Here is a 22,421-nt window from a genome sequence, read left to right as displayed (position 1 = left end):
GGCTGGGCGGGGTCAGCCTGTCGGCCCAGCTCATCGGTACCGGCCTGGGCGTGCTCTGGGCCCTGGTTGGCGGCGTGGTGGTGTACGGCATCCTCAAGCAGACGGTGGGTATCCGCCTGACACAGGAAGAAGAGTTTGACGGTGCCGACCTGAGCATCCACAAGATCAGCGCCACGCCCGACCGCGAAGTGAGCTGGTAACCAGCCCAACCTGCGGCGGCCCGGGCCAGGCTTCGCGCCTGCTACAGGGCCCAGTCGTCGCCTTGGCGCCCCGTCTGACATCGCCTGGGCCGGCGCACGGCTATACCTGAGCCCTGCGCCCCAGCGGCTCCACGGTCACAATCGCGCCATGTTGTCTTTGCCCTCCTTGTCCTTGACCCTGCCCCTGAGAGCCCGCCCCGGCTGGCTGGGCATGGCGCTGGTGGTGGTTGCCATGGCCCTCGCCGGTTGCGCGGGTCTGCCCAAGGATGTGGACCGCCCGGTGTCGGCAGCCTGGGCGGCCCCTGGCGATACCCCCCTGGGCCAGCTCGTAGCAGCACGCAGGGCCGCCGAAGGGGCGCGGCACGCTTCGGGGTTTGCGCTGCTCAGCGGCCCGCAAGCCGCCTACAGCAGCCGCCTGGCACTGGTGGACGCCGCACAGAAAACCCTGGACCTGCAGTACTACGCGATCCACGCAGACGCCAGCAGCGAACGCCTGCTGCTCAGCGTGATGGCAGCAGCCCAGCGTGGCGTGCGGGTGCGCGTGCTGCTGGACGACTTCCACAGCACCGGGCGTGATGCGCAGGTGATGCGGCTGGCGTTTGTGCCCAACATCGAGATGCGCATGTTCAACCCCCTCACGGGCGCAAGGGGGTCTCCCATTGGTCGCATGCTGGGCCTGCTGGGCGACTTCTCGCGCGTGCAGCAGCGCATGCACAACAAGCTGTTCGTTGCCGACAACGCCATGGCTGTGACCGGGGGCCGCAACCTGGGTGACGCCTATTTCGGCAATGCCGACTCGGGCAACTTTGTGGACCTGGACGTGCTGGCTGCAGGCCCCATCGTGCGGGACCTGTCGCGCAGCTTTGACAGCTACTGGAACAACGAACGCGCCTACCCGGTGCAGTCGCTCATCACACAGGGCGAGCTTGACCACCTGCGCGACAGCATCCGTGTGGCTGACGAAGGGCGAAGACGCCGTGTCGCAGGCCAGGGTGGCACCACCGCCCCAGACCGCCTGCCGCCCGACATGGGGCCAGGCACCACCGCTGCGCAGCGGGCACGCATCTGGAACTACGAGCCCATGGACCTGGAGCGCACGCCCTTCGTCTGGGCTGCGGCGGCCGTGCTGGTGGACCAGCCTGCCAAGATCCCGGCCGACAGCGCAGGGATGGGCAATGGGGCTGCTCTGGCCTTGGCGGCACCGCAGCCGGGCCCAGGCGCCAGCGCCGCCGCAGGGGCGACCCACAGCCCCAAGGCCGCTGCTGCCGCCTTGGTCTCGGGCTCCCGCACGATACCGGCGGCCGACAGCGCGGCAGCCCCCCCACCCCGCGTGCTGCCGACGGCCGATAGCGCCACCGCATCTTCCAACGGCGCGCCACCCGACAGCCCCCGCGCAAGCCCCGAAGCCACCGAGGCCCAAACCGACACCGTGGTGGACGGGCTGTTGCAGCTCATGGGCCAAGCGCGGCGTGACCTGCTCATCATCTCGCCCTACTTTGTGCCGGGGCCGGACATGGAGGCCGCCTTTGCGGCGGCGAGGGCGCGCGGCGTGCGGGTGCGGGTGCTGACCAATTCGCTGGCCTCCAACGACGCGCCCATTGCGCATGCCGGCTATGCCCGCCACCGGCCGCAGCTGCTTGCCATGGGGGTGGAGCTGTACGAGATGCACAGCGAACTGCCAGGGGTGCTGCGGGGAGCGCTGGGCGTATCGGGCAGCATGGGCGGCGGCGCGGGTGCCGTGGGTTCGCAAGGCAGCTCGCGCGCCATGCTGCACTCCAAGCTGATGATCGTGGACGGCCGACTGCTGGCAGTGGGGTCGATGAACCTGGACATGCGCTCGCAGCGGCAGAACACCGAGGTGGCGCTGCTGATCCGCAGCACGGAGCTGTCTCGCCGCGCCCTCACTCAGATCGACACGGCGCTGAAAGAATCCGCGTGGCAGGTGCAGGCCACCGACCAGGGCCTGCGCTGGCGCGCCCCCGAGGGCAGCGGGCTGCCAGACGCCACGACCGAGCCCGACGCCAGTGCCCCGCTGCGGCTGATGCTGCAGCTGCTGGGCCCCCTGGCGCCCGACCACCTGCTGTAGCAGCGGCCTGAGACCCTGTCCTAAGCGCCGCGGGCGCTCTGGGCTTGCGCCTGCAAGTCTGCCACCCACACGGTGATCGCCCGCTGGTCCGTCATGGTGCGCACATGCTGGTATGCCACCTCGGCCTCGGCAAACCGGCGGCGCAGCAGGTTAAGCCATTGCTTGAGGCGCCCCGCGCGCTGGCGAGGCTCCAGGTCGTCGCACACCAGCTGCCAGAAGGCGGCCAGGTGTGGCACGAGATCGGCCCACACCACGGTGTCCGTGTCCGGCCGCCCAGCATCGGCGGCGCGAATGGCGCGTGCAAGACCGGGATCCGCCACGATGCCTCGGCCCAGCATCAGCGCGTCGCAGCCCGACACCTCACGGCAGCGCTGCGCGTCGTCCACCGTCCAGATCTCGCCATTGGCCACCACCGGGATGGAGACCGCCGCGCGGATGGTGGGGATGTGCTCCCAGTAGGCCGGTGGGCGGTAGCCGTCGGCCTTGGTGCGCGCGTGCACCACCAGCTCGGCAGCGCCCCCTGCCTGCATCGCCTGGGCACATTCACGCATCAGGTGGATGTCGTTGAACCCCAGGCGCATCTTGGCCGACACCGGCAGGTGCGCCGGCACGGCGCGGCGCACCGCAGCCACCACCGCCGCAATGCGCTCAGGCTCCTGCAGCAGCGCCGCGCCACCGCCGTGGCGGTTGACCACCTTGGCGGGGCAGCCGAAGTTCAGGTCGATCCCCTCGGGGCCCAGCGCCGCCAGGCGCGCCGCGTTCTCGGCCATGCTGACCGGGTCGGAGCCCAGCAACTGGGCCCGCACGGGCACCCCGGCCAAGGTACGGCTGCCGTTGCGCAGCTCGGGCACGTAGCGCAGGAACACCTTGTCGGGCAGCAGGGTGCCGGTGATGCGGATGAACTCCGACACGCAGCGGTCCACGCCGCCCACGCGGGTCAGCACATCGCGCAGCACAAAATCCAGAAGCCCCTCCATCGGGGCGAGCAGCAAGGTCATCTCAGGGGGACTGCTGGCTCGATGAGCCCTCTCCGAAAAAAGAGCCTCCACAGGCACTCAGCAGAAAAAATCAAACAAAAACAGCACCAAGCGCTAGTGCAATATGCCCAAGCAGCTATCAAATAAGGAGCAATTGCGCAGGCATGCGGAGCTTGAGGCAGCGCCAGCCAGCCCACGATTGTGATGCAGGGCATCCCAAGGGGTCATCACGGCGTCACGCCCGGCTGGTGGAATCGTCGCTCCAGAGACCGACCGCCACGGAGACACCCCATGCTGCTGCAAAAAACCGACAAAGCCCGCCTGGAACTCTCGCCTGGTGTGCGCACCCTGAGCCTGCGCGAACGCTCCCTGCTCCTGCTGGCCGACGGCAAACCGCTGTCAGACCTGCAAGCCATGTACAACGGCATTGGCGCGCAGATTGTCGAGAACCTGATGCGCCAGGGCTACCTGACCGGTCCGGCAGACCTGCCGCCCACGCCGGAGCCCACCGCCCCCTCCATCGAGCGCCCGGCACCGGGTGAGTCCCTGCGGTCGCTGGCCGGTGCGCGCATGTACCTGTTTGACACCTGCGAGCGCCTGTTTGCGCGCCGCGACCCCGTGCTGGCACAGCATTTCCGCGAGGCGCTGCGCGCCGCCAAGGACCGCACCAGCATGCTGGACGTGGGCGAAGCCATGTTTGAAGAAGTGGCACTCGCTGCAGGCGCCGAGCGTGCCGCCAGCCTGCGTGAGCGGCTGGACCAGCTACTGCCAGCCAGCCCGGTGGCTGCAAACTTTGCCACTACGCAGCCTGCGCTGCTGGATTGAGCCGGTCTGTGCGGGTTCAGGCCGCAGCAAGCCGCCACAGAGACGTGACCTCGGCCGCACGCGCAGCGTGCAGCGCATCCTGCGCGTCGGCAGCCTTGGCATGCACCGGCTTGACGTCGTGGCGGCCACGCACCACCAGGCCCGCCTCGGCAATCCAGGCCAGCAGATGTTCGCGCGGGCGCAGGCCCAGGTGCTCGGCCAGGTCCGACAGGATCAGCCAGCCCTCGCCGCCGGGCTCCAGGTGTGCCGACAAACCCGCCAGAAAGCCCTTGAGCATGCGGCTGCCTTCGTCGTACACGGCGTGTTCGATGGGCGAGTTGGCGCGCGCAGGCACCCAGGGGGGGTTGCACAACACCAGCGGCGCCCGGCCCGGTGGAAACAGGTCCGCTTGCTGCAACTCGACACGGTCGAGCAGCTGCAGGCGCTGCAGGTTCTCGCGCGCACAGGCCAGTGCCCGGGGGTCCTGGTCGGTGGCCACCACGCGCTGCACGCCACGGCGTGCCAGCACGGCCGACAACACCCCCGTGCCCACGCCAATATCAAACGCCAGGGCCTTGCTGGGCAAAGGTGCTGCTGCCACCAGCCCCACGTATTCGCCACGCACCGGCGAGAACACACCATAGTGCGGGTGAATGCGGTTGAGCGGCGGGGCACCCAGCGCAGGGATTTCGACCCCTTTCTTGCGCCACTCATGCGCGCCCACCAGCCCCAGCAGCTCGCGCAGCGTGGCCACAGAGCGCTCGCCGGTCGCAGGCCCCCAGGCCTCTGTGCAGGCCTGGCGCCAGTCGGGCGCGCGACGCAGCGCAATGCTGTAGTCCCCCTCCAGCGGAATCAGCACCGATGCCAGCACCCGCGCGCGCTGCGCTTGTGCCTGGCGGTGCAGGTGAAACGCTTCGGCCGCCGTGGCCGCCGCCAGTTTCTGGGACGCTTTTGCAGCCGCCTTGCGGGGCTTCTTGTCGGCCCGGCGCATCAGAGCTTGCAGCAGGTGCCGCGCGTTCTGGAAATCACCCTGCCACAGCAACCCCGTCCCCTCACAGGCCATGCGGTAAGCCGTGTCGGCGGCCAACGTGTCGTCAGCCCCCTCTACCCGGCGCGGCGCTGAGGCGCCACTCTCGGAGCGCCATAGGGCTTGCTGGGGCTGGCCCTGGTGGGTCCAGTGGATGGTGGAAGGATTTGTTGGCATCAGAGTCTGACAGTGCCGCGCACAGTCCGTAGTATGGGAAACAGGCGCGCGGCAGGCCGGGCATGCCGAGCAAGGGACGCCCCGCAGCGAAGGCATCGTCCCCCTGCCCGCGCAGCGCAGCGAAGCCAGAGCGGAGGGAACGAGCGCAGCGACGCAGGGGGGTGTCGTCGCACTTTATGCGTTGATCGGGCGCTTCAGGCGCACTTCTTCGATCTTCACGCCGCCGATCACGGCGGTCTTGGCGGTGGACAGCTCGCGCTTGAAGCCGGCCAGCTCATGAAAGCGCAGCGCGCGCTCATTGCGCAGCGGCACCCAGGCGGTGACGTTGGTGCAGCCTTCTTCTTGCAGGCCGTCACGGGCGGCGTCCCACAGGGCCAGACCTACGCCCTGGTTCCAATGGGTGGGGGCCGCGTAGATGGCCCAGATTTCACCAGTGGTGGGACGGGACTTTTCATCGCGCGAGCGGTCGTAGCCGACAAAGCCGACGATCTTCTCGCCATCGACCGCCACCTGGACCTGGGGCTCGCAATATTCAATGGCCTCGCGCCAGTAGGCCTGGCGCTTTTCGACCGACATGGATTTCAACTGCTCGTCTGGCACCAGTCCTTTGTAAGCCTCTTGGGCAGAGACAGTGTGGATCTGGGCGATTGCTTTGGCATCGCGAAGCGTAGCGGGACGAACCTGGATACTTGACATGAAAAAACCGAACGAAAACGGGGAATGAAAAAACAAAAGGACCGGCATTGTCGCCGCAAACGGTTTTTCCACCCTGACAGGCGGGTAGCGCAGCCCTGTCGGTCACGCCTCCCTGCCTCGCTTTTCGCCCCACACGCCCCGCATGCGCAGGGGCCCGCAGCCGACCCTCAGGCCATGACCATGGCGCCCGACAAGGCGCTGCCCGCAGCCGCAGTGGCCGCTGCCGCTGCGCGCTGCACCATCGCGCGCTTGTTGCGGGGGCGGGGCACATGCACTGCCGGTGGGGCGCCGTTGATGGCCGCGAGGCTGAGCACCAGGGTGACGGTGCGCGAACCGCCATCGCGGTCTTCGCTGGCATACGCACGGTAGCTGCCGTTGCCCTGGCCATGGCTGCGCTGCACCGTATGGAACGCCACCCGCGCCCCCGTCACCCGGTGGCCGCCAAAGGGCAGCACCCGCAGGCGCGCGTCGCGGTCCAGTGCCAGGCCCAGGTTGCCCGGCCGGTTGATCAGGTCGGTGCGGATGCCGCGCCAGGTCTGCCCAGCGTCGGCCGAGAACTGCCAGGTGCCAGCCTGGGCGTCCAGGTGCTCGATCACCACGCCGGCTGCCGCCAGCATATCGGGGCAATGTTCCTGCATGATGAGCGCCACGCTGTTGCCCCCCAGGCCCGTGCCCGCATGGGCTGCTCCGGGGCTGGCCGCGGGTCGTCGTTCGCTGTGGTGCAGGCCTGCTTCGGAGGTGCTGGCGCCATGGGTGTGTGCATTGATCGTCATGGGAACCCTTTGAAAACGGAGTGTGGTTACGAAGGTTTGCGCATTGGTGCGCACCCAAAGTGCTTTTCAATGCTTGACGGAAAGTCTAGAAAGTGCACATCCGTGCGTCCATCGCACAAATGGACTAGCCCGCAACACCCGGTTGTGCGCAATACTTGCCTGTATGACTGCCCGTCTTTTGCTTGTGGATGACCACACCCTGTTCCGCACGGGGCTACGCCTGATCGTGCAGGACCACCCCAGCGTGGGCAGCATTGCCGAGGCCGGATCGATCGCCGATGCCTGCGCACTGCAGCAGGCGGAGATCGACCTGGTCCTGCTGGACATCCAGTTGCCCGGCATGAGCGGGCTGGACGGCCTGCGACTGCTGCGACAGGCGTGCCCCCGGGCGCGCATCGTTCTGGTGTCGGCCAGCGTGGCACCCGATGCCATCCACGAAGCGCGCGCGCGCGGGGCCGATGGTTTTTTGCCCAAGTCCGCCAGCGCCGAGGACATCCTGGAGGCCATCAGCTGCGCGCTGTCAGGCCAGCCGTGTTTTCCGATCAACAGCGGCAACAGCGCCACGGTGCGGGGGCCCGACACGCCATCCCTCACGGCGCGGCAGCTGGATGTGCTGTCGCTGCTGTGCACGGGCAGGCCCAACAAGGTGATCGCCCGCGACCTGGGGCTGAGCGAGAACACGGTGCGTGTGCATGTGGCGGCCATCTTTGCGCAGCTGGGCGTCAACAGCCGCAGCGCTGCGCTGCTGGCGGCCCAGCGCCTGGGCCTGTCCACCCCGCAGCTTCATGACCCCCTCTGAAACCAGTCCGCTGCCCCTCGAACCGGTGATACCACCCACACGCTGGGGCTGGCCGGTGTGGGAGCGCGACGAGGTCCTGCGCGAACAGGTAGCCCTGCTGCGACAGAACTTTCCGATGACGCTGCTGGCATCGCTGGCCACGGCCCTGGGCACGCTCTGGGTCATGGCCCGCGTGGCAGACACGCAGGCCATCACCGTATGGCTGGTCTCGCACACGCTGGTGGTGGCCGGGGTGTACCTCGCGCTGCGCAGCATTGCACCGTTTGTGGACCCGGCGCCGCAGGCCGCGCGCAAGCTCATCGCCTGCATGGCGGCCATGGGCCTGAGCTGGGGCAGCCTGGGCTATGTGGTGCTGTACTGGGGCAACTCCGACAGCGTCATCTACGCCATCGGCATCATCAGCACCGTCTCATCGGGAGCGCTCGGGCTTGGCGCGCCGCTGTACCGGGCCTACGTCACCTACCTCACCAGCGCCATCGGCGGCGTGATGCTGTCAGTGGCGCTGGCGGGTGGGCCCGTGATGTGGCCTGCGCTGTTCCTGACCGGGGTGTATTACGCGCTGACCTGCCTGCAGGCACGCACGGCCGACCGTGCCACAAGGCGCAGCATTGCGCTCAAGCTGGAAAACGAACGCTTGGTCAGCCAGCTGCGGGCCGAATCGCAGCGGGCCCTGGCGGCACAGGAGGCCGCCGAGCAGGCCGACCGGGACAAATCCCGCTTTCTGGCGGCTGCCAGCCATGACCTGCGCCAGCCCTTGCATGCCATGGGTCTGTTTCTGGAATCGCTGCACCGCAGCCCGCTCAATGACCACCAGCGCACCGTGCTGAAACACGCACATGCCGCATCTGGCGCTGCGGCCGAGATGCTCACCACCCTGCTCGACTACTCCCGGCTGGAGGCCGGCGTGGTCAAGGTGCGGCCAGCCGCGTTTGCGGTGCAGCCCCTGCTCACCGCGCTGGAGCAGGAGTTTGGCGTGCAGGCCGACACGGCCGGCCTGGTGTACCGCACCCGCGAGACCTCTGCCGCCGCGTTTGCCGACCGCTCCCTGGTCGGCCTGGTGATGCACAACTTCATCTCCAACGCCCTGCGCTACACCGCTCAGGGCGGTGTACTGATTGCCTGCCGCACGCGTGGAAAACGGCTGGCGCTGGAGGTGTGGGACACCGGGGCGGGTATCCCCGAGCACCAGTGGGAACACATCTTCAAGGAGTTCCACCAGCTGGGCAACCCGGAGCGTGACCGCCGCAAAGGCCTGGGCCTGGGCCTGGCCATCGTGCAGCGCCTGGCGCGTGAAATGCGGACCTCCGTGGAGTTGCGCTCGCAGCCTGGCAAGGGGTCTGTCTTCAGGCTGTGGCTTGACCGCTGGCAGGGAGCGCTGGAGGACGATGCCACCACACCCCAGGACGGCCGCAGCCTGGTAGGCCTGAAGGTGCTGGCCATCGACGATGACGAGGCCGTGCGCCTGGGCATGCAGTCATTGCTGCAAAGCTGGGGCTGCCAGTGCATGACGGCAGAATCCAGCGCAGACGCCCTGGAAGTCCTGGAGGACGTGACGCCCGACATCATCATCACCGACTTCCGTCTGCGCCATGAAGAAACCGGCAAACAGGTACTGCAGGCGCTGCGAGCCTACCTGGGAACCAACGTGCCCGCGATCATCATGACGGGTGACACCTCGCCCCAGCGCCTGCGCGACGCGCAGTCCACCTCCGCGTTGCTACTGCACAAGCCGGTGTCCACCGGCCAGCTGCGCGATGCGATGGTGCAGCTCATCACCCAACCGCCGCTGCCTGCTGCCAGGGTGGACGACGAACCGGAAGACGGTCAGACAGCACCCGGGCAACTCACACAAAGCACTACAACCAGCGGCGCAGCAGCCCCATGACCTGGTCGAACTTGGCCCCATAGGGCGGATAGAACAGCGAGCCCATGGCCCAGCGCGACTGCACCAGCACCGACTTCTGGTGGCAGAAGCGCAGGAACCCCTGCTCGCCGTGGTAAGCGCCCCAGCCACTGTCGCCCACACCGCCAAACGGCAGGTTGTCGTGCGCAATGTGCATCAGCGTGTCGTTCACCGTCACCCCGCCGCTGACGGTGCGGCGCAACACGTCGTCGCGCACGGCCTCGCTCTGGCCAAACCAATAAAGCGCCAACGGGCGGGGCCCGCTGTTGATGTGGGCAATGGCATCGTCCAGCCGCTCGTACAAGATCACGGGCAGGATGGGACCAAAAATTTCCTCCTGCATGAGCTGCATTTGCGAGGTGGCACCAAACACCAGCGTGGGCAGCATCTGGCGGCTTGCACCGTCGCCCAGCGTTCCCACGGTGGGCACCACAGGTTTGCCGTCGGTAGGGTCGATCGTGTGCACCTCTGCCCCTTGTGTTTGCGCCTGCTGCAGCATCGTGCGCAAACGGGCATGGTGGCGGGGCGTGATGATGGAGGCGTAGTCGGCGTTGCCCTCGATGGTGGGGAACAGGCGCGCCACTGCGGCCCGGTAAGCCTGCGCAAATTCGCCCTCACGGCCGCGCGGCAGCAGCACGTAGTCGGGGGCAATACAGGTTTGCCCCGCATTGAGCAGTTTGCCGTGCGCAATCTTGACGGCCGCGTCCGCCATGTCGCAATGGCCGTCGATGATGCAGGGCGACTTGCCGCCCAGCTCCAGCGTGGTCGGTGTCAGGTTCTGCGCTGCCGCCTGCGCCACCTTGCGGCCCACCGCCGTGGAGCCTGTGAACACCAGATGATCGAAAGGCAACGAGGCAAAGAATGCGGACAGGTTGGCGTCTCCCTGCACCACACAGAATTCGTCGGGGGCAAAGAACTGCGCCACCAGTAGCGCCAATTGGGCCGAGGTATGGGGCGTCAACTCGCTGGGCTTGAGCATCACGCGGTTGCCCGCAGCCAGCGCGGTGATGGCAGGTGCCAGGGCCAGTTGCACCGGGTAATTCCACGGTGCAATCACCCCCACCACCCCCATGGGCTGGCGCTGGATGAAGGCGTGGGCCGGCTGAAGGTGAATCGGCGTATGCACCTTTCGGGGCTTGACCCACTTTGCCAAGTGGCGCAGCGTGTGCGACAGCAAGGTGCGCAGCACCAAGAAGTCTGCCACCTCCGTGAGGCGGGGTGACCGCATGCCAAAGTCGGCCTGCACGGCCGCCGCCAGCACAGGCCCATTCTCATCGAGCAACTTGCGCAAGCGCAGCAAACGCTCTCGCCGCACGAGCAGCGGCACGTCCACGTGCGCACGGCTGGCCTGGAACTGAAGATCGAAATGTGCGCGGATATCGGCTGGTGTCATGGACGGATGATAGGAGACACCCCCGATGGGCGCGTCACAAAAAGGCAGGCGCCCTAGGGTTGACGCCCGTAGGCTTACGCTCGTACCACGGGGCTCTCATGCAATGGGGTTGGTGGCAGCCAAAGTGCAGCGGCCGCCACTGCCACGTCAACGCACTTCGCGTGCTTCTACGTCAGTGACCTGTGCCGCCCCCGGCAGGATGCCGCCACGGCGCGATGCGGCGGCGTCTTCACTGGCGCCTTCAGGCGCACTATTGCCTCGGCGGCCAGCAGACCACCGCTGCGTAGACCGAAAGACCGTGCTGAAGCCTGTGCGTGGGTCCACACCCATCACCCACGGCGTCACCGGTCGTCCTGTCAGGCGCGCCCAGCCTGCACGCAGCACCCACACCAGCGCAAGCAACATGGCTGCGACCAAAAGGCTGGCAAACAGGACCAAGCCCATGGCAATGACGACCAGACGCAACAGAAAGCTCACGACACCCGCAACAAAATCATTCAAACGACACCTCTCCTTCACAACTTGGGATGCAGATTGCGGTGCTGAATCACACCGCAACCGCTTCCCGAGCCCACATCACTCTTGCGGGGCGACTCCGAACTGGAACACGCCAGGCTCCAGAACAGGGTTGACGGTGACCGGAATCACACTCTTGGGTGGGAATCGCCCTTCCAGCAACAGCTTGGACAGCGGATTCTCTATGCGCTGCTGAATCGCCCGCTTGAGCGGCCGTGCGCCAAACACGGGGTCGAACCCCACCTTGGCCAATTCTGCCAAGGCAGCGTCGGACACCTGCAACTCCAAATCCATCTTCGCCAACCGGGATTGCAACAGCTGCAGCTGGATCTTGGCGATCGAGGCAATGTGCTGGGCATCCAGCGCATGGAACACCACGGTCTCATCAATGCGATTCAGGAACTCAGGCCGGAAGTGGTTCTTGAGTTCACCCCAGACGGCTTCCTTGATGTCTTCCGAATCCTGCCCCACCATGGCCTGGATCAGATGCGAGCCGATGTTGCTCGTCATCACGATCACCGTGTTCTTAAAGTCCACGGTGCGGCCCTGGCCGTCGGTTAGGCGGCCGTCGTCCAGCACCTGCAGCAACACGTTGAAGACGTCGGGGTGGGCCTTCTCCACCTCGTCGAGCAGCAGCACGCTGTAGGGCTTGCGGCGCACGGCCTCGGTCAGGTAGCCACCCTCCTCGTAGCCCACATAGCCGGGCGGCGCACCGATCAGACGGGCCACCGAGTGTTTCTCCATGAACTCGCTCATGTCGACGCGGATCAGGTGGTCTTCGCTATCAAACAGGAAGCCCGCGAGCGCCTTGCACAGCTCGGTCTTGCCCACGCCCGTGGGGCCGAGGAACAGGAACGATCCAGTGGGCCGATTGGGGTCACTCAGCCCCGAGCGCGAACGACGAATCGCATTGGCCACTGCGGCAATCGCCTCTTGCTGGCCCACCACACGCTCGTGCAGCTTGGACTCCATCTGCAGGAGCTTGTCTTTTTCGCCCTGCATCATCTTGGCCACGGGAATGCCCGTAGCGCGGCTCACCACTTCAGCGATTTCCTCAGCGCCCACCTGCGTGCGCAGCAGGCGGCGCGTGGCGGGCGCGCCGTCCTTGCCAGCCTCTTGCGCTTGGGCTTCCTTCAGCTGCTTTTCCAACTCAGGCAGCTTGCCGTATTGCAACTCGGCCACCTTGTTGAAGTCGCCTTTGCGAGTGAATTCCTCGATCTGAAACTTGAGCTTGTCGATGGCCTCGCGCACATGAGCGCTACCTTGCGCCTGGGCCTTTTCAGACTGCCAGATCTCGTCGTAGTCGGCGATTTCCTTTTGCAGCTTGGTGATCTCTTCCTCGATGAGCGCAAAGCGTTTTTGTGAGGACTCGTCCTTCTCGCGGCGCACCGCTTCGCGCTCGATCTGCAGCTGAATCAGGCGGCGGTCGAGCTTATCCATCACCTCAGGCTTGGAGTCCATCTCGATCTTGATCTTGGACGCGGCCTCATCGATCAAGTCGATCGCCTTGTCAGGCAGGAAGCGGTCCGTGATGTAGCGATTGCTCAGCTCGGCCGCAGCGACGATCGCTGGGTCGGTAATGTCCACGCCGTGATGGACCTCATACTTCTCCTGTAAGCCGCGGAGGATAGCAATGGTCGCCTCCACGGTGGGCTCGCCGACCAGGATCTTCTGGAAGCGCCGCTCCAGTGCTGCATCCTTTTCGATGTACTTGCGGTATTCGTCGAGTGTGGTGGCCCCCACGCAGTGCAGCTCACCACGCGCCAGCGCGGGCTTGAGCATGTTGCCCGCGTCCATCGCGCCCTCGCCCTTGCCCGCGCCTACCATGGTGTGCAGCTCGTCGATAAAGACGATGGTCTGGCCTTCGTCCTTGGCCAGTTCGTTGAGCACGCTTTTCAGGCGCTCTTCAAACTCGCCCCGGAACTTGGCACCCGCAAGCAGCGCGGCCATGTCGAGGCTGAGCACGCGCTTGCCCTTGAGGCTCTCGGGTACTTCGCCCGCCACAATGCGCTGGGCCAGGCCTTCTACGATGGCGGTCTTGCCCACGCCGGGCTCGCCGATCAGCACAGGGTTGTTTTTGGTGCGGCGCTGCAGCACCTGGATGGCACGGCGGATTTCGTCGTCGCGGCCAATCACGGGGTCCAGCTTGCCAAGGCGAGCGCGCTCGGTGAGATCCAGGCAGTACTTGGCCAGAGCACCACGCTGGCCTTCGGCCTCTGCGCTGTCCATCTTCTGACCGCCGCGCACGGCCTCGATGGCGGCCTCCAGGCTCTTGCGCGTGAGGCCGTTGTCCTTGGCGATCTTGGCGGCTTCGCCCTTGCTGTCGATCACGGCTAGCAAAAACAGCTCGCTGGCGATGAACTGGTCACCGCGCTTGATGGCCTCTTTCTCGGTGGCCTGGAGCACACGCCCCAGCTCGGGGCCACCTTGTACCTGGTCGTTGCCTTGCACCTGGGGCAGGCGCTTAACCGCCACCTCGGCCCCCGCCAACAGGCCGGGTACGTTGGCGCCCGCACGCTGCAGCAGCGCCTTCGGGCCATCGTCCTGTTGCAGCATGGCCTGCAGCACATGTACCGGCTCGATGTAAGCGTGGTCATTGCCTAGTGCAATGCTCTGTGCATCGCTCAGGGCTTCCTGGAATTTGGTGGTGAATTTGTCGAGACGCATGGTCTATGTCCTCCGAATTGCACTGAACTTGAGGCAGGGGGTGCCTGATTTCAAGACAGTTTTTCGTTTGGATATTGACCTGCATCAGCTGCAAGTTGCGGTTGAAGCTGCAGCTCAAGGCGGACCGCTCAAACAATTTAAAAACACTCAACATTGAACGTATCGCCCAAAATTTCAGGGAACGCGATAGCCTAAATACGTGCGGTGCTCCTCGGATTGTTTATTGCGTCGCTGAACTGGTGCAGCTTGTATCGGCACTCGGTTTGCACGCCCTCACCCGGCCCGTACGGGCCACTACCACACGCCGGGTTTCCTCCAGCGCACTGGTACTAGGTGCGTCCGTCCTAGCGATGGTCAAACTAAGTGCCACAGGGGCAGCGCTGTTGTCCACGGAATAGCCCGAGTTATCAAATTTAATATAAGGGGTCGAACCTGCGGCAATATTGTTACCGGTGATGCTGAAATAACTCTTGAGCGCGTCTTGAGTTTGAACGGCTATGTCAGTCCCCTCAGTGTAAGCATTATCACGATTCGTATCCACGTAAACGATCCAACCACTATTCCAGCCAGTTCCCTTGGGAACAACAAACGCATTCCTACCTGTCTTCATGGCCTCACCTTTCGCGGCATTCACCGCGGCCAATAACGAATTGGTTAGCGAGGTAAGCTCTGAATTACGCTGATATTGAACAAAACTAGGCACAGCAAGCGCTGCCAAAACTGCTGCGATAGCTATTGTGACAATAAGTTCAATAAGGGTAAAACCAGCATTACGATTTTTCATAATCATGGCCAACATAGTTTCGGGTCCGTTGCTGCAGCCGTACCCGTGCACGATTTCGTACCGGTAGTCGTCATCTGCAACGCCCCCACCTGGGGATCGGCCTTCACTGGTGTCGCTATCACTCTAACGCAATCGCCAATGGAAAGGGTACTAGAACCGGCAGGACAAGTATCTGAACTTAATATGTAATGAGAATTTGCCAACGTATCACCCGAAAAGGTCTTAAACGGCACAGACGTTGCGGTAACTCCCCCACAAGCTGAGCCGGGGGAGGTGGCAGTCGCGGCGCCCGTCGAAGAATTCGTGGTGAACCCGAGGTAGCAATTCTGCTGAGTGGCGTAGCGCTCTTGTTGCTGAATTAACTGCGCCACGGCAGTCCTGCCCTGTGCTCTACGGCCCTTGAGGACAGAGTCAGTGTAAGCAGGATAAGCAACAGCAGCTAGTATGCCAATGATTGCTACAACAATCATGAGTTCAATTAACGTGAACCCTGCGGAATATTTTTTTACTCTATTCATGGCGCATTCTTCATATCTTGATAATTAAAAATTTGCCGCCAATTTAAGCGTCCAATAGTTTCTTTTGTCGTAACTGGAGGCGCGCTCGTATCAATGCCGCTCTGCGCTTGAGTAAAGCGACGCAATGTTGTCGTGCGAACGCGCCGCCCGGTGCTATCGGAAGGAGTAACCACCGTCTCTGAATCGCTCGATAGAAGCACTGGGGGGCCAAGTAAACCGAGGCTAGAGGGAACATAGGACCCCGACCCACTGTTAATACTCAAGAAATATTGGTTGCCACTACCCAGAGTGTTAGAGCAAGAACCCGCCCCCGAAGTAGTAGAGCCGGGGATCTTAGAGTTGACAGCAGCCGACAATGTTCCTAGATCAAGTGCAGCTTGATCGATTCTTTCTCCAGACACTGGCAAATCAAAATACCAACCAGCTCGGCTAGTTGTATCGGCATTGGTCGCCGGGCGCCCCCACTTGAAGGCGCTTACCGCAATGGCCTTGGTGGTAGTGTTTACTGTACCTGCTTGCAGGCGCCCTCGGCCGGTAATAACACTCGCCCCTGCCGGTGAATCATCGGCAGTAGTAGTGCCATTGTCATAGACAGCATATAAAGACTGGGTTGTTGTGGAAATATTATCACCTGACTCCAAATATTTACCAGTTCCGAAAACCACATAAAAAGACTCCAGCCCACCGACAATTGGACCGGCAAAAGGAGTTGGAGCTGCAAAAATAGGCTGCACCTTAGGACTCGCGTCTCCGGTACGGGCGATGTATAACGGATAAGGAACAGGGCTGCCGGCGCTCCCCTTATCAAAGAACGACAATTTATCCATATTCCAATCTGAAGGCGCCTTGCCTGCAAATTTGAGTCTCCAAAGAGCGCCATGAAGGTCACCCATGTAGATATCGGTCATCTCGCCTTGGGTACCATATAGAGCGCTAAAGTTGGCTAATCCAGTGGCATTGCTTGAAATCAAACTGGAATCCGTGGGGACGGAAACCTTGTAGTAGTTATTACCCAATGACCACGCTGCGCCAGAAGGCTTATCTAGCGCAAGCAGAAAGAGTGCAGGCTTACCAGTAGCGCTAAATCTACCATCCGCATCAGGAACATAGTTATTCACCCCGCTACCAACTACAGCAAACCAGCGATATGTAACTGTTGAGCTAGTGCCACTGGTCTTTATTTTTAGTATCTTTGGCTCGCCTACAACCTGACCCATATCTTCATCGTCGGCGCGAGTGAACTCCCACATTACACTGGATGCACTAAAATTGGAAGGATTGGATACGTCCAATGCGAAAACTCCGGAGCCCCCTCCTCCAGTACCAGATACGAGAACCGTCTTCCAATCAGTACTTGCCCCTGTATTCGCGACTTGAGCTTCTGAAACTACCGATGGGGCATCAACATAGTTTTGGTGATTATTAGCAAAAGAAGGATCAGTTAAGGCTGATAAATTACGTCCAAGCCAACTGGGAATGTAAGAGAACAACTCATCGCCTGTCGTGGCGTTAAATGCATGCAGCATCCCGTCGTTTGCCCCTGCAAAAACGGCTGGCGTACGCGAATCGTAGGCGGCCCGGAATGCGGTGTACCCGGTTCCGGTGAACGCCTTTGACGGCGCACCAGAATATGAAATATTGGAATTTACGATATCCCCTAACAAAGAGCTACGGACTCTGAAGGGAGCCCCTTCTTTGGTTCTGTCACCACGGAGATAGGCAAGCCTGTCAGCCCCAAGACCATCTGAAGCAGCAGCAGGGCTTGACTTATTCAACTGATCTTGCAGCGCCGTGTCAATAGCTGTCCAAGTAAATGCGGTGGCAGTGGTGGTGGATGTAGCCCCCACACGGCCCACGAAGATCTTGCGATTGGTGGCCGGCGAAATCATATTATCCAACCGCTGAGCGGCACTCCAAAGCTGAGTGCCGACAACAAGATTATTGCTGGCGTCCTGCGTAACAGGCTCGGCAACCACATCGCCGCTCCAGTTACTGGTATCGAATTTCGCAGAGTAAGAAACAGAGTTACTAGTAACCTTGCTTCCAGTACTCAACCCCCCGCCCGCAACGCTTCGGGCACTTGTAGAAGCTCTACTGAAGATCTCATCGAAAGCGGTGAGCACCTCCCGAGCCGGAGAAGTTTTCGACGTGTTATAAACATAATAAGTATTAGCCTCACCCGCCTCGTTGGCTTTCTGCCAGACATTATTATTATTTACATTGTTTTGATCTTTGAATGGATTACCTTTGACATTGTATGGTTTTTGACCGGGATTGGTAGGATCTGTTTCAAATCCACCATATTTAGCAGCCATAAAGAATTGATTGGCTGTGCGGCGAGTATTGTCGTCGTTCTGAGCACCATATTCATTCACGTCAAACACGAAAGTTTTGACACGTAGCCCAGGACGCTGTTTAGCTGAATCAGCTGTCCACCCTGTACCTCGGATGTCATGCGTCCTTGCCCAATACGCCGAGCCCATAATTTGACTACGATCAGTCCCAGTAGGCACACTGTTATTTGCCGTATTTGGATTTGAGATAGACTGCGTATTCCCCTGCCCATCCAAATAGGTACCAGTGGTATTTTTTTCGAACTTCTGAACAATACCCCGCCAATAATTTATGTCAGGAATATTATTGGCAGCACTGGCAGTAGGAAGACGATTGCCATCGTGGGTGTTTATATCACCCACAACCACAATATTACTCTTTACGCAAGAGTAGTCGCTAGCATTGCTACGACCATCTCCGTATGGGTCAGTCCAAGATGTAAAGTAGGGGAAGCCATCTGCCATCGTTGCTGTAATGGTGCCGCTGATAGAGTCGGCGCTCGGCTGCAGGCCTTGCAAATAACGAAGTGTCTCGTAGTGCAACTCACCAACGGGGTCATATTTCTTGTATACCCCGGGTGTAGGCCCAGTGCGACCGAATTTATTCAAATAATTGATAACCCCGCTGATGGCGGGCGAAGAATTAGAGTCCGGATTATCGTAAAAAACCCCTGTATTCGCATTCCACTCAGCTTTTGGATTTCCACCCGACGGAGTATTATCCTGCCCAGTAATACTATAAGTCTTCGCCCCGACATATTTCATGGGTGCGCGAAGAACTCCACCATAGCGCCCACCAGAGTTATAACTGGCTGTTTGATCCAGCAAATAACCAAATGCTGCGAGCCGCATTTGATCACTGTATTTTTGAATTACACCGGTAGGTTTGTAGTTACCGCTTGGGTATTGCTTGCAAAAATTATAGTTACGAGAATCCTGCAAAGTGCCAGATACAGCATTACATACTTGTACCCGAGCATAGAAAAATCCATCAGAATTTAGCGCTGCTGTGGATGTTGGCGGTGTCCAAGACCCGGAGTAGTCAGCAATATAGCAACTCTTGGATTGACCCGACCAAGGATCTCCAAAAACCGCATTGGTGCATGAAACACCATTGTATGCGGGCGCTACTTTCCACTTATTGGTTCCACCAGATTTTGCACCATACCAGACCTCTTTCACGCCTGTGAAACTGCATGTTGCATTTTCAGCAGCACATAGTGTGGAGCTGCTGGGCCGATTGGACGTGCTGTTTGTAATCGGACCAATGGCCGTGGAACTGGTACTTGCACCCAATGTATATGCTGAAGTGTTGCCACAACCTCCCGTTTGGGAAGTTCCAAAATAAATACGATTCAGAGTGTTGGCAACGTAGATGTCACTGCCGTTAGCGGCAGTGATCATGGCAGTGGGAACGGCCCCCCAGTAAGTCCCAGCGCCACCACCATCTTTTGACAATTGCTTCGCTGGAAAGTTGGTGCTGTTCCACATACAAGTGGGATCACCATTAGGAATAACGGCACGCTGCAAAATTGTCAGAGATGCCGTATCGATATACCGATCCCCGCCGGACAGAGCGAGGCGAAGCATGTCAATCGCTGAACTCGACGCCCAATTCAAAAAATTACCACTGAATGCATTCGAACATTTACGAGCCGCAGCCGCGCCGATACGGTCAAAGCGCTTGTAGTCGGCAACAGTTTGTGTACCAGTAGGCGTCTCTAAAGGGGCATCATTATAAGAATAGCAACTTTCAGCATCATAATAACCCAGATACTCCTTTGCAGAGTTGTAGGTATTATCCGTACTGCCACCAGGAGTGTATTGGGCTCCAACAGTTGGAAATTCGACAGACAACGCAAGCGCCAAAGCTGGCTTATCGACGACGACAGCCGCATACAAAGGCTCTGTGGCAAGCGCCACAGCCGGAATCGCAGGGGGAGTTCCGCTTCCAATTGCGACAAAAGAAACAGCGATAACAAGTGGCGCCAACCCCCACGCAAGATATGCGGCTCGCGTGCCGGGCAATACATCTTGAAATTTCCGACGCATGTTTGCGCCGACAATCACCAGATTTTCAGACAATTTTGACATATTCGTTTCACCACTCAATTTCTATAAATCATCTGAACCACACCTTGCGTCTCTCCATTAGGACCAAACCCCATCGATGTGACTCTATAGATATAGGAGGGACCAGACCCTGCCGTGGGATCGGTGGTTCTATAAGATTTCACGCCGTATCGGTCAAGAATGGGTTCTATGACATAGCGAGGTGGCTTTGCTGGCTGTATACCCTTGACTCCCGACGGAAAATCCCGTCCTGTGTATGTGCCCAACTGTACCGACTTCGCACCAGTGCTCGAATCCGTGAAATCAACAGTCAACCATGCAGGTTTACCAGCTTCTTTCAGCGCACATAGACCAACACTTTGTCCCGAGTCGCCACAGTTGTCTATGAACTTAGCGAGATCTACATCACCTCGCTTGAATATAGTATTGCGCTTGTTTGGAGAGGCTGCAGGGAGGCCTTCAATATCAAACTCTGCATCTATCAAGCCTGCTTCAGCCCCCTGCCAAGCGATCTGCATATCTCTTTCATTTCGAGTCCCACGCTCGCCCATCATGGATATCTGTATGCCCCCCACACCAAGCACCGAAACCACGATAAGAATTAGCATCACAACGATCAGCGAGAGCCCGTGCTGATTCATTGATATTTGATTTATTTTCTGCGAATATGCTTTTTTCATATCAGTACTCGCCCTGAAAATTGCGCAGATGTACCGTAAACGTAACGACTTGCCTCAAACGATTATCCGTTGTAGGCGTGTAAACAGTACCTGGGTCTGTCGTGTTGTTGGCAAAACCGGATCCTTTGGTGCCACTCGCAGATCCTTTAGAAATTCCCAGGGGATAAAAAGTTTGGCTGCTGCTATCGATAGCAGAGCCAGGTGGTCCACGCAGTACGACGCCAATTCTTATACTTCTGACACGCTGCCAATTAGCATATGTAGCAGCATCATTGCCAGCGACCGTAAGCTGATCTGCCCGTAAATATCGCTCGGGAATCGAGTCAGCTGAAGTGGATGGAATAGGTACAGTTGTGTTCCCTGGCGCAATACCATCGACGCCATAAAGAACCTGAAAATTCTCGACCCCAGAAATAATAGGCTGCACGTCATAAGGCGCTGCACCAGTATCCGATCGCGAGCACAAAAGAGAAGGCTCGCCGTCTAATCCGACGCCCACATGGAGAATACTGACCAGTTTATCATCCAGTCCTGTAGGGATCGCCGTAGATGCAACACCCGCGCAGTCAATCATGGTACTGTCTGAGGCTGTAGCATCCGGAGTTGACGAGCTAGTTTGATGCCTCAGTACCAGAATATCACTTCCATAGCCAACCTGTCCGGATGTGCGTGTAGTACCTGAATCCCAAGTCGCAGTAGATGTACGGGAGGCATTATTCAATCCAAAAACGTTTGGCGGGGGAGTGCCCGCTCCGTACGATTGATTTGTTTTGGCAGTTGTATCGGTTGCAAACCTGATATCTCTATAACCAGCCTGCACGCCGAGGCGCTGGGTAAGGCTTTGCAAATACCGCCCGTTATCACGCAACTGCGAGGCTGCATCAACTGCAGTAAACCCTTGGCGAGAAATCAACAAAGAAGCAGCGGCCGCAAGAGCAATCAACAAGCCTAGAGCCATAGCCACCATCAGTTCAATGAGAGTGACCCCTTTTTGGAGGCTAGTCACTCGGTGGCGCCTCCCAAATCCATCACGGAAAGTTGAGCGCTTAATCATGTCACGTTCCCACTGGTCACAGGAACCACTACGTAGGGTCGGCTCGCGCTGTCGCTTGCCCTTTCGAGTGCTGCGCTGCCGGTTTGGCTTTTGTCCGTCACAGTCCGCGTCCAACCGATTTTGATGAACACGATTTCATCAGCCCCCGTTGCGTTGCAGGTCCATTGAGGAAGGCCACTGGAGTCGTATGGAGTGCCGTCAAAACACACAGTGACGCGAGCGTCGGGCAGATCAGCCGCTACGCGAGCCAGCCAATCCGTCATTTCTGCAGTGGCAACATCCAGCGTGGATGTGCAACCGGTAGATGCATTACCGACAGCCATGCAATAGCTAGGCGATGAAATAGTCATTGACGTCACCAAGTAGGGATTAGCAGCCGCAGTGGTTTTTACGGCAATTTCTTTGTTGCCACGCATCATTTCAGCTAACTCGCGGGCATAAACCACTGCCTGAGCTTGAAGACGGGCATCACGATTAGCCTGAAGTGCAAATGCTTGCATGCCCACGGTCCCCAACATGCCGAAGGCCAAAATTACGATGGCTACCAAGATCTCCACCAAAGTGAAGCCGCCTTCGTTTCGGCGAGTATCCACATTTTGAGCGGATGGTTGGTAGCGGATTGCGCCACATGAAGATCGAGATTTCATGCACATATCTTACGAAGCGACTGGTATTTAGGGTAGGCGCAGCCGAACCGCTTGTGCGCTCGGATTGACCGTCGAGCGCCAAAGAGAAGTTCAACAGCCTCGAGCATGCAGTTGCGTCCTCACACTGCGCTGACAAGTTCCATCAAAGACAAGTACGCGGGCGGGAGCCCAGTGCCCCTGTCTGAACTCCATGCGCTCAGAGCCGCGCTAACCACTGGTTGACTAATGTTTGTGGCGATGCCTGCGCATTAGGTTTTTGCTTCACGCAAGCGATCGTGACTTGAGGCCGTCTGCGGACCCCTCGAGCATGTTTA

Annotated in this window: 17 protein-coding genes and 1 pseudogene; 5 read left to right on the top strand and 13 right to left on the bottom strand. The window is 60.3% G+C overall.

Features of this window, described 5'->3' with window-relative positions; translation table 11 throughout:
- Together AC07X4_RS04915 and AC07X4_RS04910 are read left to right on the top strand one after the other, a co-directional pair.
- Positions 1-200: pseudogene (locus AC07X4_RS04915) on the top strand (ammonium transporter); the annotation flags it as partial.
- Positions 201-348: 148 nt separating this feature from the next.
- The gene (locus AC07X4_RS04910; protein ID WP_494739420.1) at positions 349-2,286 is read left to right on the top strand and encodes a phospholipase D family protein; all 1,938 of its coding nucleotides are present in this window, start codon (positions 349-351) and stop codon (positions 2,284-2,286) included.
- A gap of 20 nt (positions 2,287-2,306) precedes the next feature.
- Here the strand turns inward: AC07X4_RS04910 and AC07X4_RS04905 are convergent, their stop codons facing one another.
- Positions 2,307-3,284 (bottom strand): tRNA dihydrouridine synthase, encoded by a 978-nt coding sequence (locus AC07X4_RS04905; RefSeq protein WP_494739419.1) that lies wholly within the window; start codon positions 3,282-3,284, stop codon positions 2,307-2,309.
- 270 nt (positions 3,285-3,554) lie between these two features.
- On the opposite strand from AC07X4_RS04905, the gene AC07X4_RS04900 reads away from it, so the two are divergent.
- Positions 3,555-4,088, top strand: a complete 534-nt coding sequence (locus AC07X4_RS04900; RefSeq protein ID WP_099730783.1) for a hypothetical protein — start codon at positions 3,555-3,557, stop codon at positions 4,086-4,088.
- A 16-nt stretch (positions 4,089-4,104) separates the two neighbouring features.
- Here the strand turns inward: AC07X4_RS04900 and AC07X4_RS04895 are convergent, their stop codons facing one another.
- The 3 genes from AC07X4_RS04895 to AC07X4_RS04885 form a co-directional block, all read right to left on the bottom strand.
- Positions 4,105-5,271, bottom strand: a complete 1,167-nt coding sequence (locus tag AC07X4_RS04895) for a methyltransferase (protein WP_494739418.1) — start codon at positions 5,269-5,271, stop codon at positions 4,105-4,107.
- A gap of 174 nt (positions 5,272-5,445) precedes the next feature.
- A complete protein-coding gene (locus AC07X4_RS04890; protein ID WP_056065189.1) occupies positions 5,446-5,967 on the bottom strand; it encodes a GNAT family N-acetyltransferase in 522 nt (173 codons plus the stop codon).
- Between the two features lie 167 nt (positions 5,968-6,134).
- Positions 6,135-6,740 carry a hypothetical protein gene (locus AC07X4_RS04885; RefSeq protein WP_494739417.1) on the bottom strand — a complete coding sequence of 202 codons (606 nt, stop codon included), beginning with the start codon at positions 6,738-6,740 and terminating at the stop codon, positions 6,135-6,137.
- A 163-nt stretch (positions 6,741-6,903) separates the two neighbouring features.
- Here AC07X4_RS04885 and AC07X4_RS04880 point away from each other — a divergent pair, with 163 nt between their 5' ends.
- Together AC07X4_RS04880 and AC07X4_RS04875 are read left to right on the top strand one after the other, a co-directional pair.
- The gene (locus AC07X4_RS04880) at positions 6,904-7,539 is read left to right on the top strand and encodes a response regulator (protein ID WP_099730786.1); all 636 of its coding nucleotides are present in this window, start codon (positions 6,904-6,906) and stop codon (positions 7,537-7,539) included.
- Positions 7,526-9,424 (top strand): ATP-binding response regulator, encoded by a 1,899-nt coding sequence (locus tag AC07X4_RS04875; RefSeq protein WP_291438328.1) that lies wholly within the window; start codon positions 7,526-7,528, stop codon positions 9,422-9,424. Before AC07X4_RS04880 ends, AC07X4_RS04875 begins: the two co-directional genes overlap by 14 nt.
- Here AC07X4_RS04875 and AC07X4_RS04870 read toward each other — a convergent pair.
- The 9 genes from AC07X4_RS04870 to pilV all read right to left on the bottom strand — a co-directional run bounded on the left by AC07X4_RS04870 (position 9,396) and on the right by pilV (position 22,107).
- A complete protein-coding gene (locus AC07X4_RS04870; RefSeq protein ID WP_099730788.1) occupies positions 9,396-10,835 on the bottom strand; it encodes a coniferyl aldehyde dehydrogenase in 1,440 nt (479 codons plus the stop codon). The genes AC07X4_RS04875 and AC07X4_RS04870 overlap by 29 nt on opposite strands.
- Before the next feature lie 147 nt (positions 10,836-10,982).
- A complete protein-coding gene (locus AC07X4_RS04865) occupies positions 10,983-11,336 on the bottom strand; it encodes a hypothetical protein (protein WP_099730789.1) in 354 nt (117 codons plus the stop codon).
- Between the two features lie 75 nt (positions 11,337-11,411).
- The gene (gene clpB, locus AC07X4_RS04860) at positions 11,412-14,018 is read right to left on the bottom strand and encodes an ATP-dependent chaperone ClpB (protein ID WP_056064941.1); all 2,607 of its coding nucleotides are present in this window, start codon (positions 14,016-14,018) and stop codon (positions 11,412-11,414) included.
- Between the two features lie 220 nt (positions 14,019-14,238).
- On the bottom strand, positions 14,239-14,817 hold the full coding sequence (locus tag AC07X4_RS04855) for a GspH/FimT family pseudopilin (protein WP_156379533.1): 579 nt from the start codon (positions 14,815-14,817) through the stop codon (positions 14,239-14,241).
- Complete coding sequence (locus tag AC07X4_RS04850; protein ID WP_056064943.1) at positions 14,805-15,320, bottom strand: type IV pilin protein; 516 nt, start codon at positions 15,318-15,320, stop codon at positions 14,805-14,807. Before AC07X4_RS04850 ends, AC07X4_RS04855 begins: the two co-directional genes overlap by 13 nt.
- Positions 15,317-19,747 carry a pilus assembly protein gene (locus tag AC07X4_RS04845; RefSeq protein WP_494739416.1) on the bottom strand — a complete coding sequence of 1,477 codons (4,431 nt, stop codon included), beginning with the start codon at positions 19,745-19,747 and terminating at the stop codon, positions 15,317-15,319. The genes AC07X4_RS04850 and AC07X4_RS04845 overlap by 4 nt, the downstream gene beginning before the upstream one ends.
- A 14-nt stretch (positions 19,748-19,761) precedes the next feature.
- Positions 19,762-20,406: a pilus assembly PilX family protein gene (locus AC07X4_RS04840; RefSeq protein ID WP_082522486.1), complete on the bottom strand. Its 645-nt coding sequence runs from the start codon at positions 20,404-20,406 to the stop codon at positions 19,762-19,764.
- 1 nt (position 20,407) lies between these two features.
- Positions 20,408-21,412 carry a PilW family protein gene (locus AC07X4_RS04835; RefSeq protein WP_255356918.1) on the bottom strand — a complete coding sequence of 335 codons (1,005 nt, stop codon included), beginning with the start codon at positions 21,410-21,412 and terminating at the stop codon, positions 20,408-20,410.
- 44 nt (positions 21,413-21,456) lie between these two features.
- Positions 21,457-22,107 carry a type IV pilus modification protein PilV gene (pilV, locus tag AC07X4_RS04830; RefSeq protein ID WP_494739415.1) on the bottom strand — a complete coding sequence of 217 codons (651 nt, stop codon included), beginning with the start codon at positions 22,105-22,107 and terminating at the stop codon, positions 21,457-21,459.
- Between the last annotated feature and the right edge of the window lie 314 nt (positions 22,108-22,421).

The organism is Acidovorax sp. GW460-11-11-14-LB4 (genome assembly GCF_059423685.1).
The sequence above is the reverse complement of the archived record's forward strand: the minus strand, read 5'-3'. Positions and strand labels throughout refer to the sequence as shown.

Coding starts and splice junctions, on each gene's coding strand:
- AC07X4_RS04890 (WP_056065189.1), bottom strand. CDS start 5,967: ATGTCAAGTATCCAGGTTCGTCCCGCTACGCTTCGCGATGCCAAAGCA.
- AC07X4_RS04855 (WP_156379533.1), bottom strand. CDS start 14,817: ATGTTGGCCATGATTATGAAAAATCGTAATGCTGGTTTTACCCTTATT.
- AC07X4_RS04885 (WP_494739417.1), bottom strand. CDS start 6,740: ATGACGATCAATGCACACACCCATGGCGCCAGCACCTCCGAAGCAGGC.
- AC07X4_RS04875 (WP_291438328.1), top strand. CDS start 7,526: ATGACCCCCTCTGAAACCAGTCCGCTGCCCCTCGAACCGGTGATACCA.
- AC07X4_RS04840 (WP_082522486.1), bottom strand. CDS start 20,406: ATGAAAAAAGCATATTCGCAGAAAATAAATCAAATATCAATGAATCAG.
- AC07X4_RS04845 (WP_494739416.1), bottom strand. CDS start 19,747: ATGTCAAAATTGTCTGAAAATCTGGTGATTGTCGGCGCAAACATGCGT.
- AC07X4_RS04900 (WP_099730783.1), top strand. CDS start 3,555: ATGCTGCTGCAAAAAACCGACAAAGCCCGCCTGGAACTCTCGCCTGGT.
- clpB (WP_056064941.1), bottom strand. CDS start 14,018: ATGCGTCTCGACAAATTCACCACCAAATTCCAGGAAGCCCTGAGCGAT.
- AC07X4_RS04905 (WP_494739419.1), bottom strand. CDS start 3,284: ATGACCTTGCTGCTCGCCCCGATGGAGGGGCTTCTGGATTTTGTGCTG.
- AC07X4_RS04895 (WP_494739418.1), bottom strand. CDS start 5,271: ATGCCAACAAATCCTTCCACCATCCACTGGACCCACCAGGGCCAGCCC.
- AC07X4_RS04880 (WP_099730786.1), top strand. CDS start 6,904: ATGACTGCCCGTCTTTTGCTTGTGGATGACCACACCCTGTTCCGCACG.
- pilV (WP_494739415.1), bottom strand. CDS start 22,107: ATGAAATCTCGATCTTCATGTGGCGCAATCCGCTACCAACCATCCGCT.
- AC07X4_RS04850 (WP_056064943.1), bottom strand. CDS start 15,320: ATGAATAGAGTAAAAAAATATTCCGCAGGGTTCACGTTAATTGAACTC.
- AC07X4_RS04870 (WP_099730788.1), bottom strand. CDS start 10,835: ATGACACCAGCCGATATCCGCGCACATTTCGATCTTCAGTTCCAGGCC.
- AC07X4_RS04910 (WP_494739420.1), top strand. CDS start 349: ATGTTGTCTTTGCCCTCCTTGTCCTTGACCCTGCCCCTGAGAGCCCGC.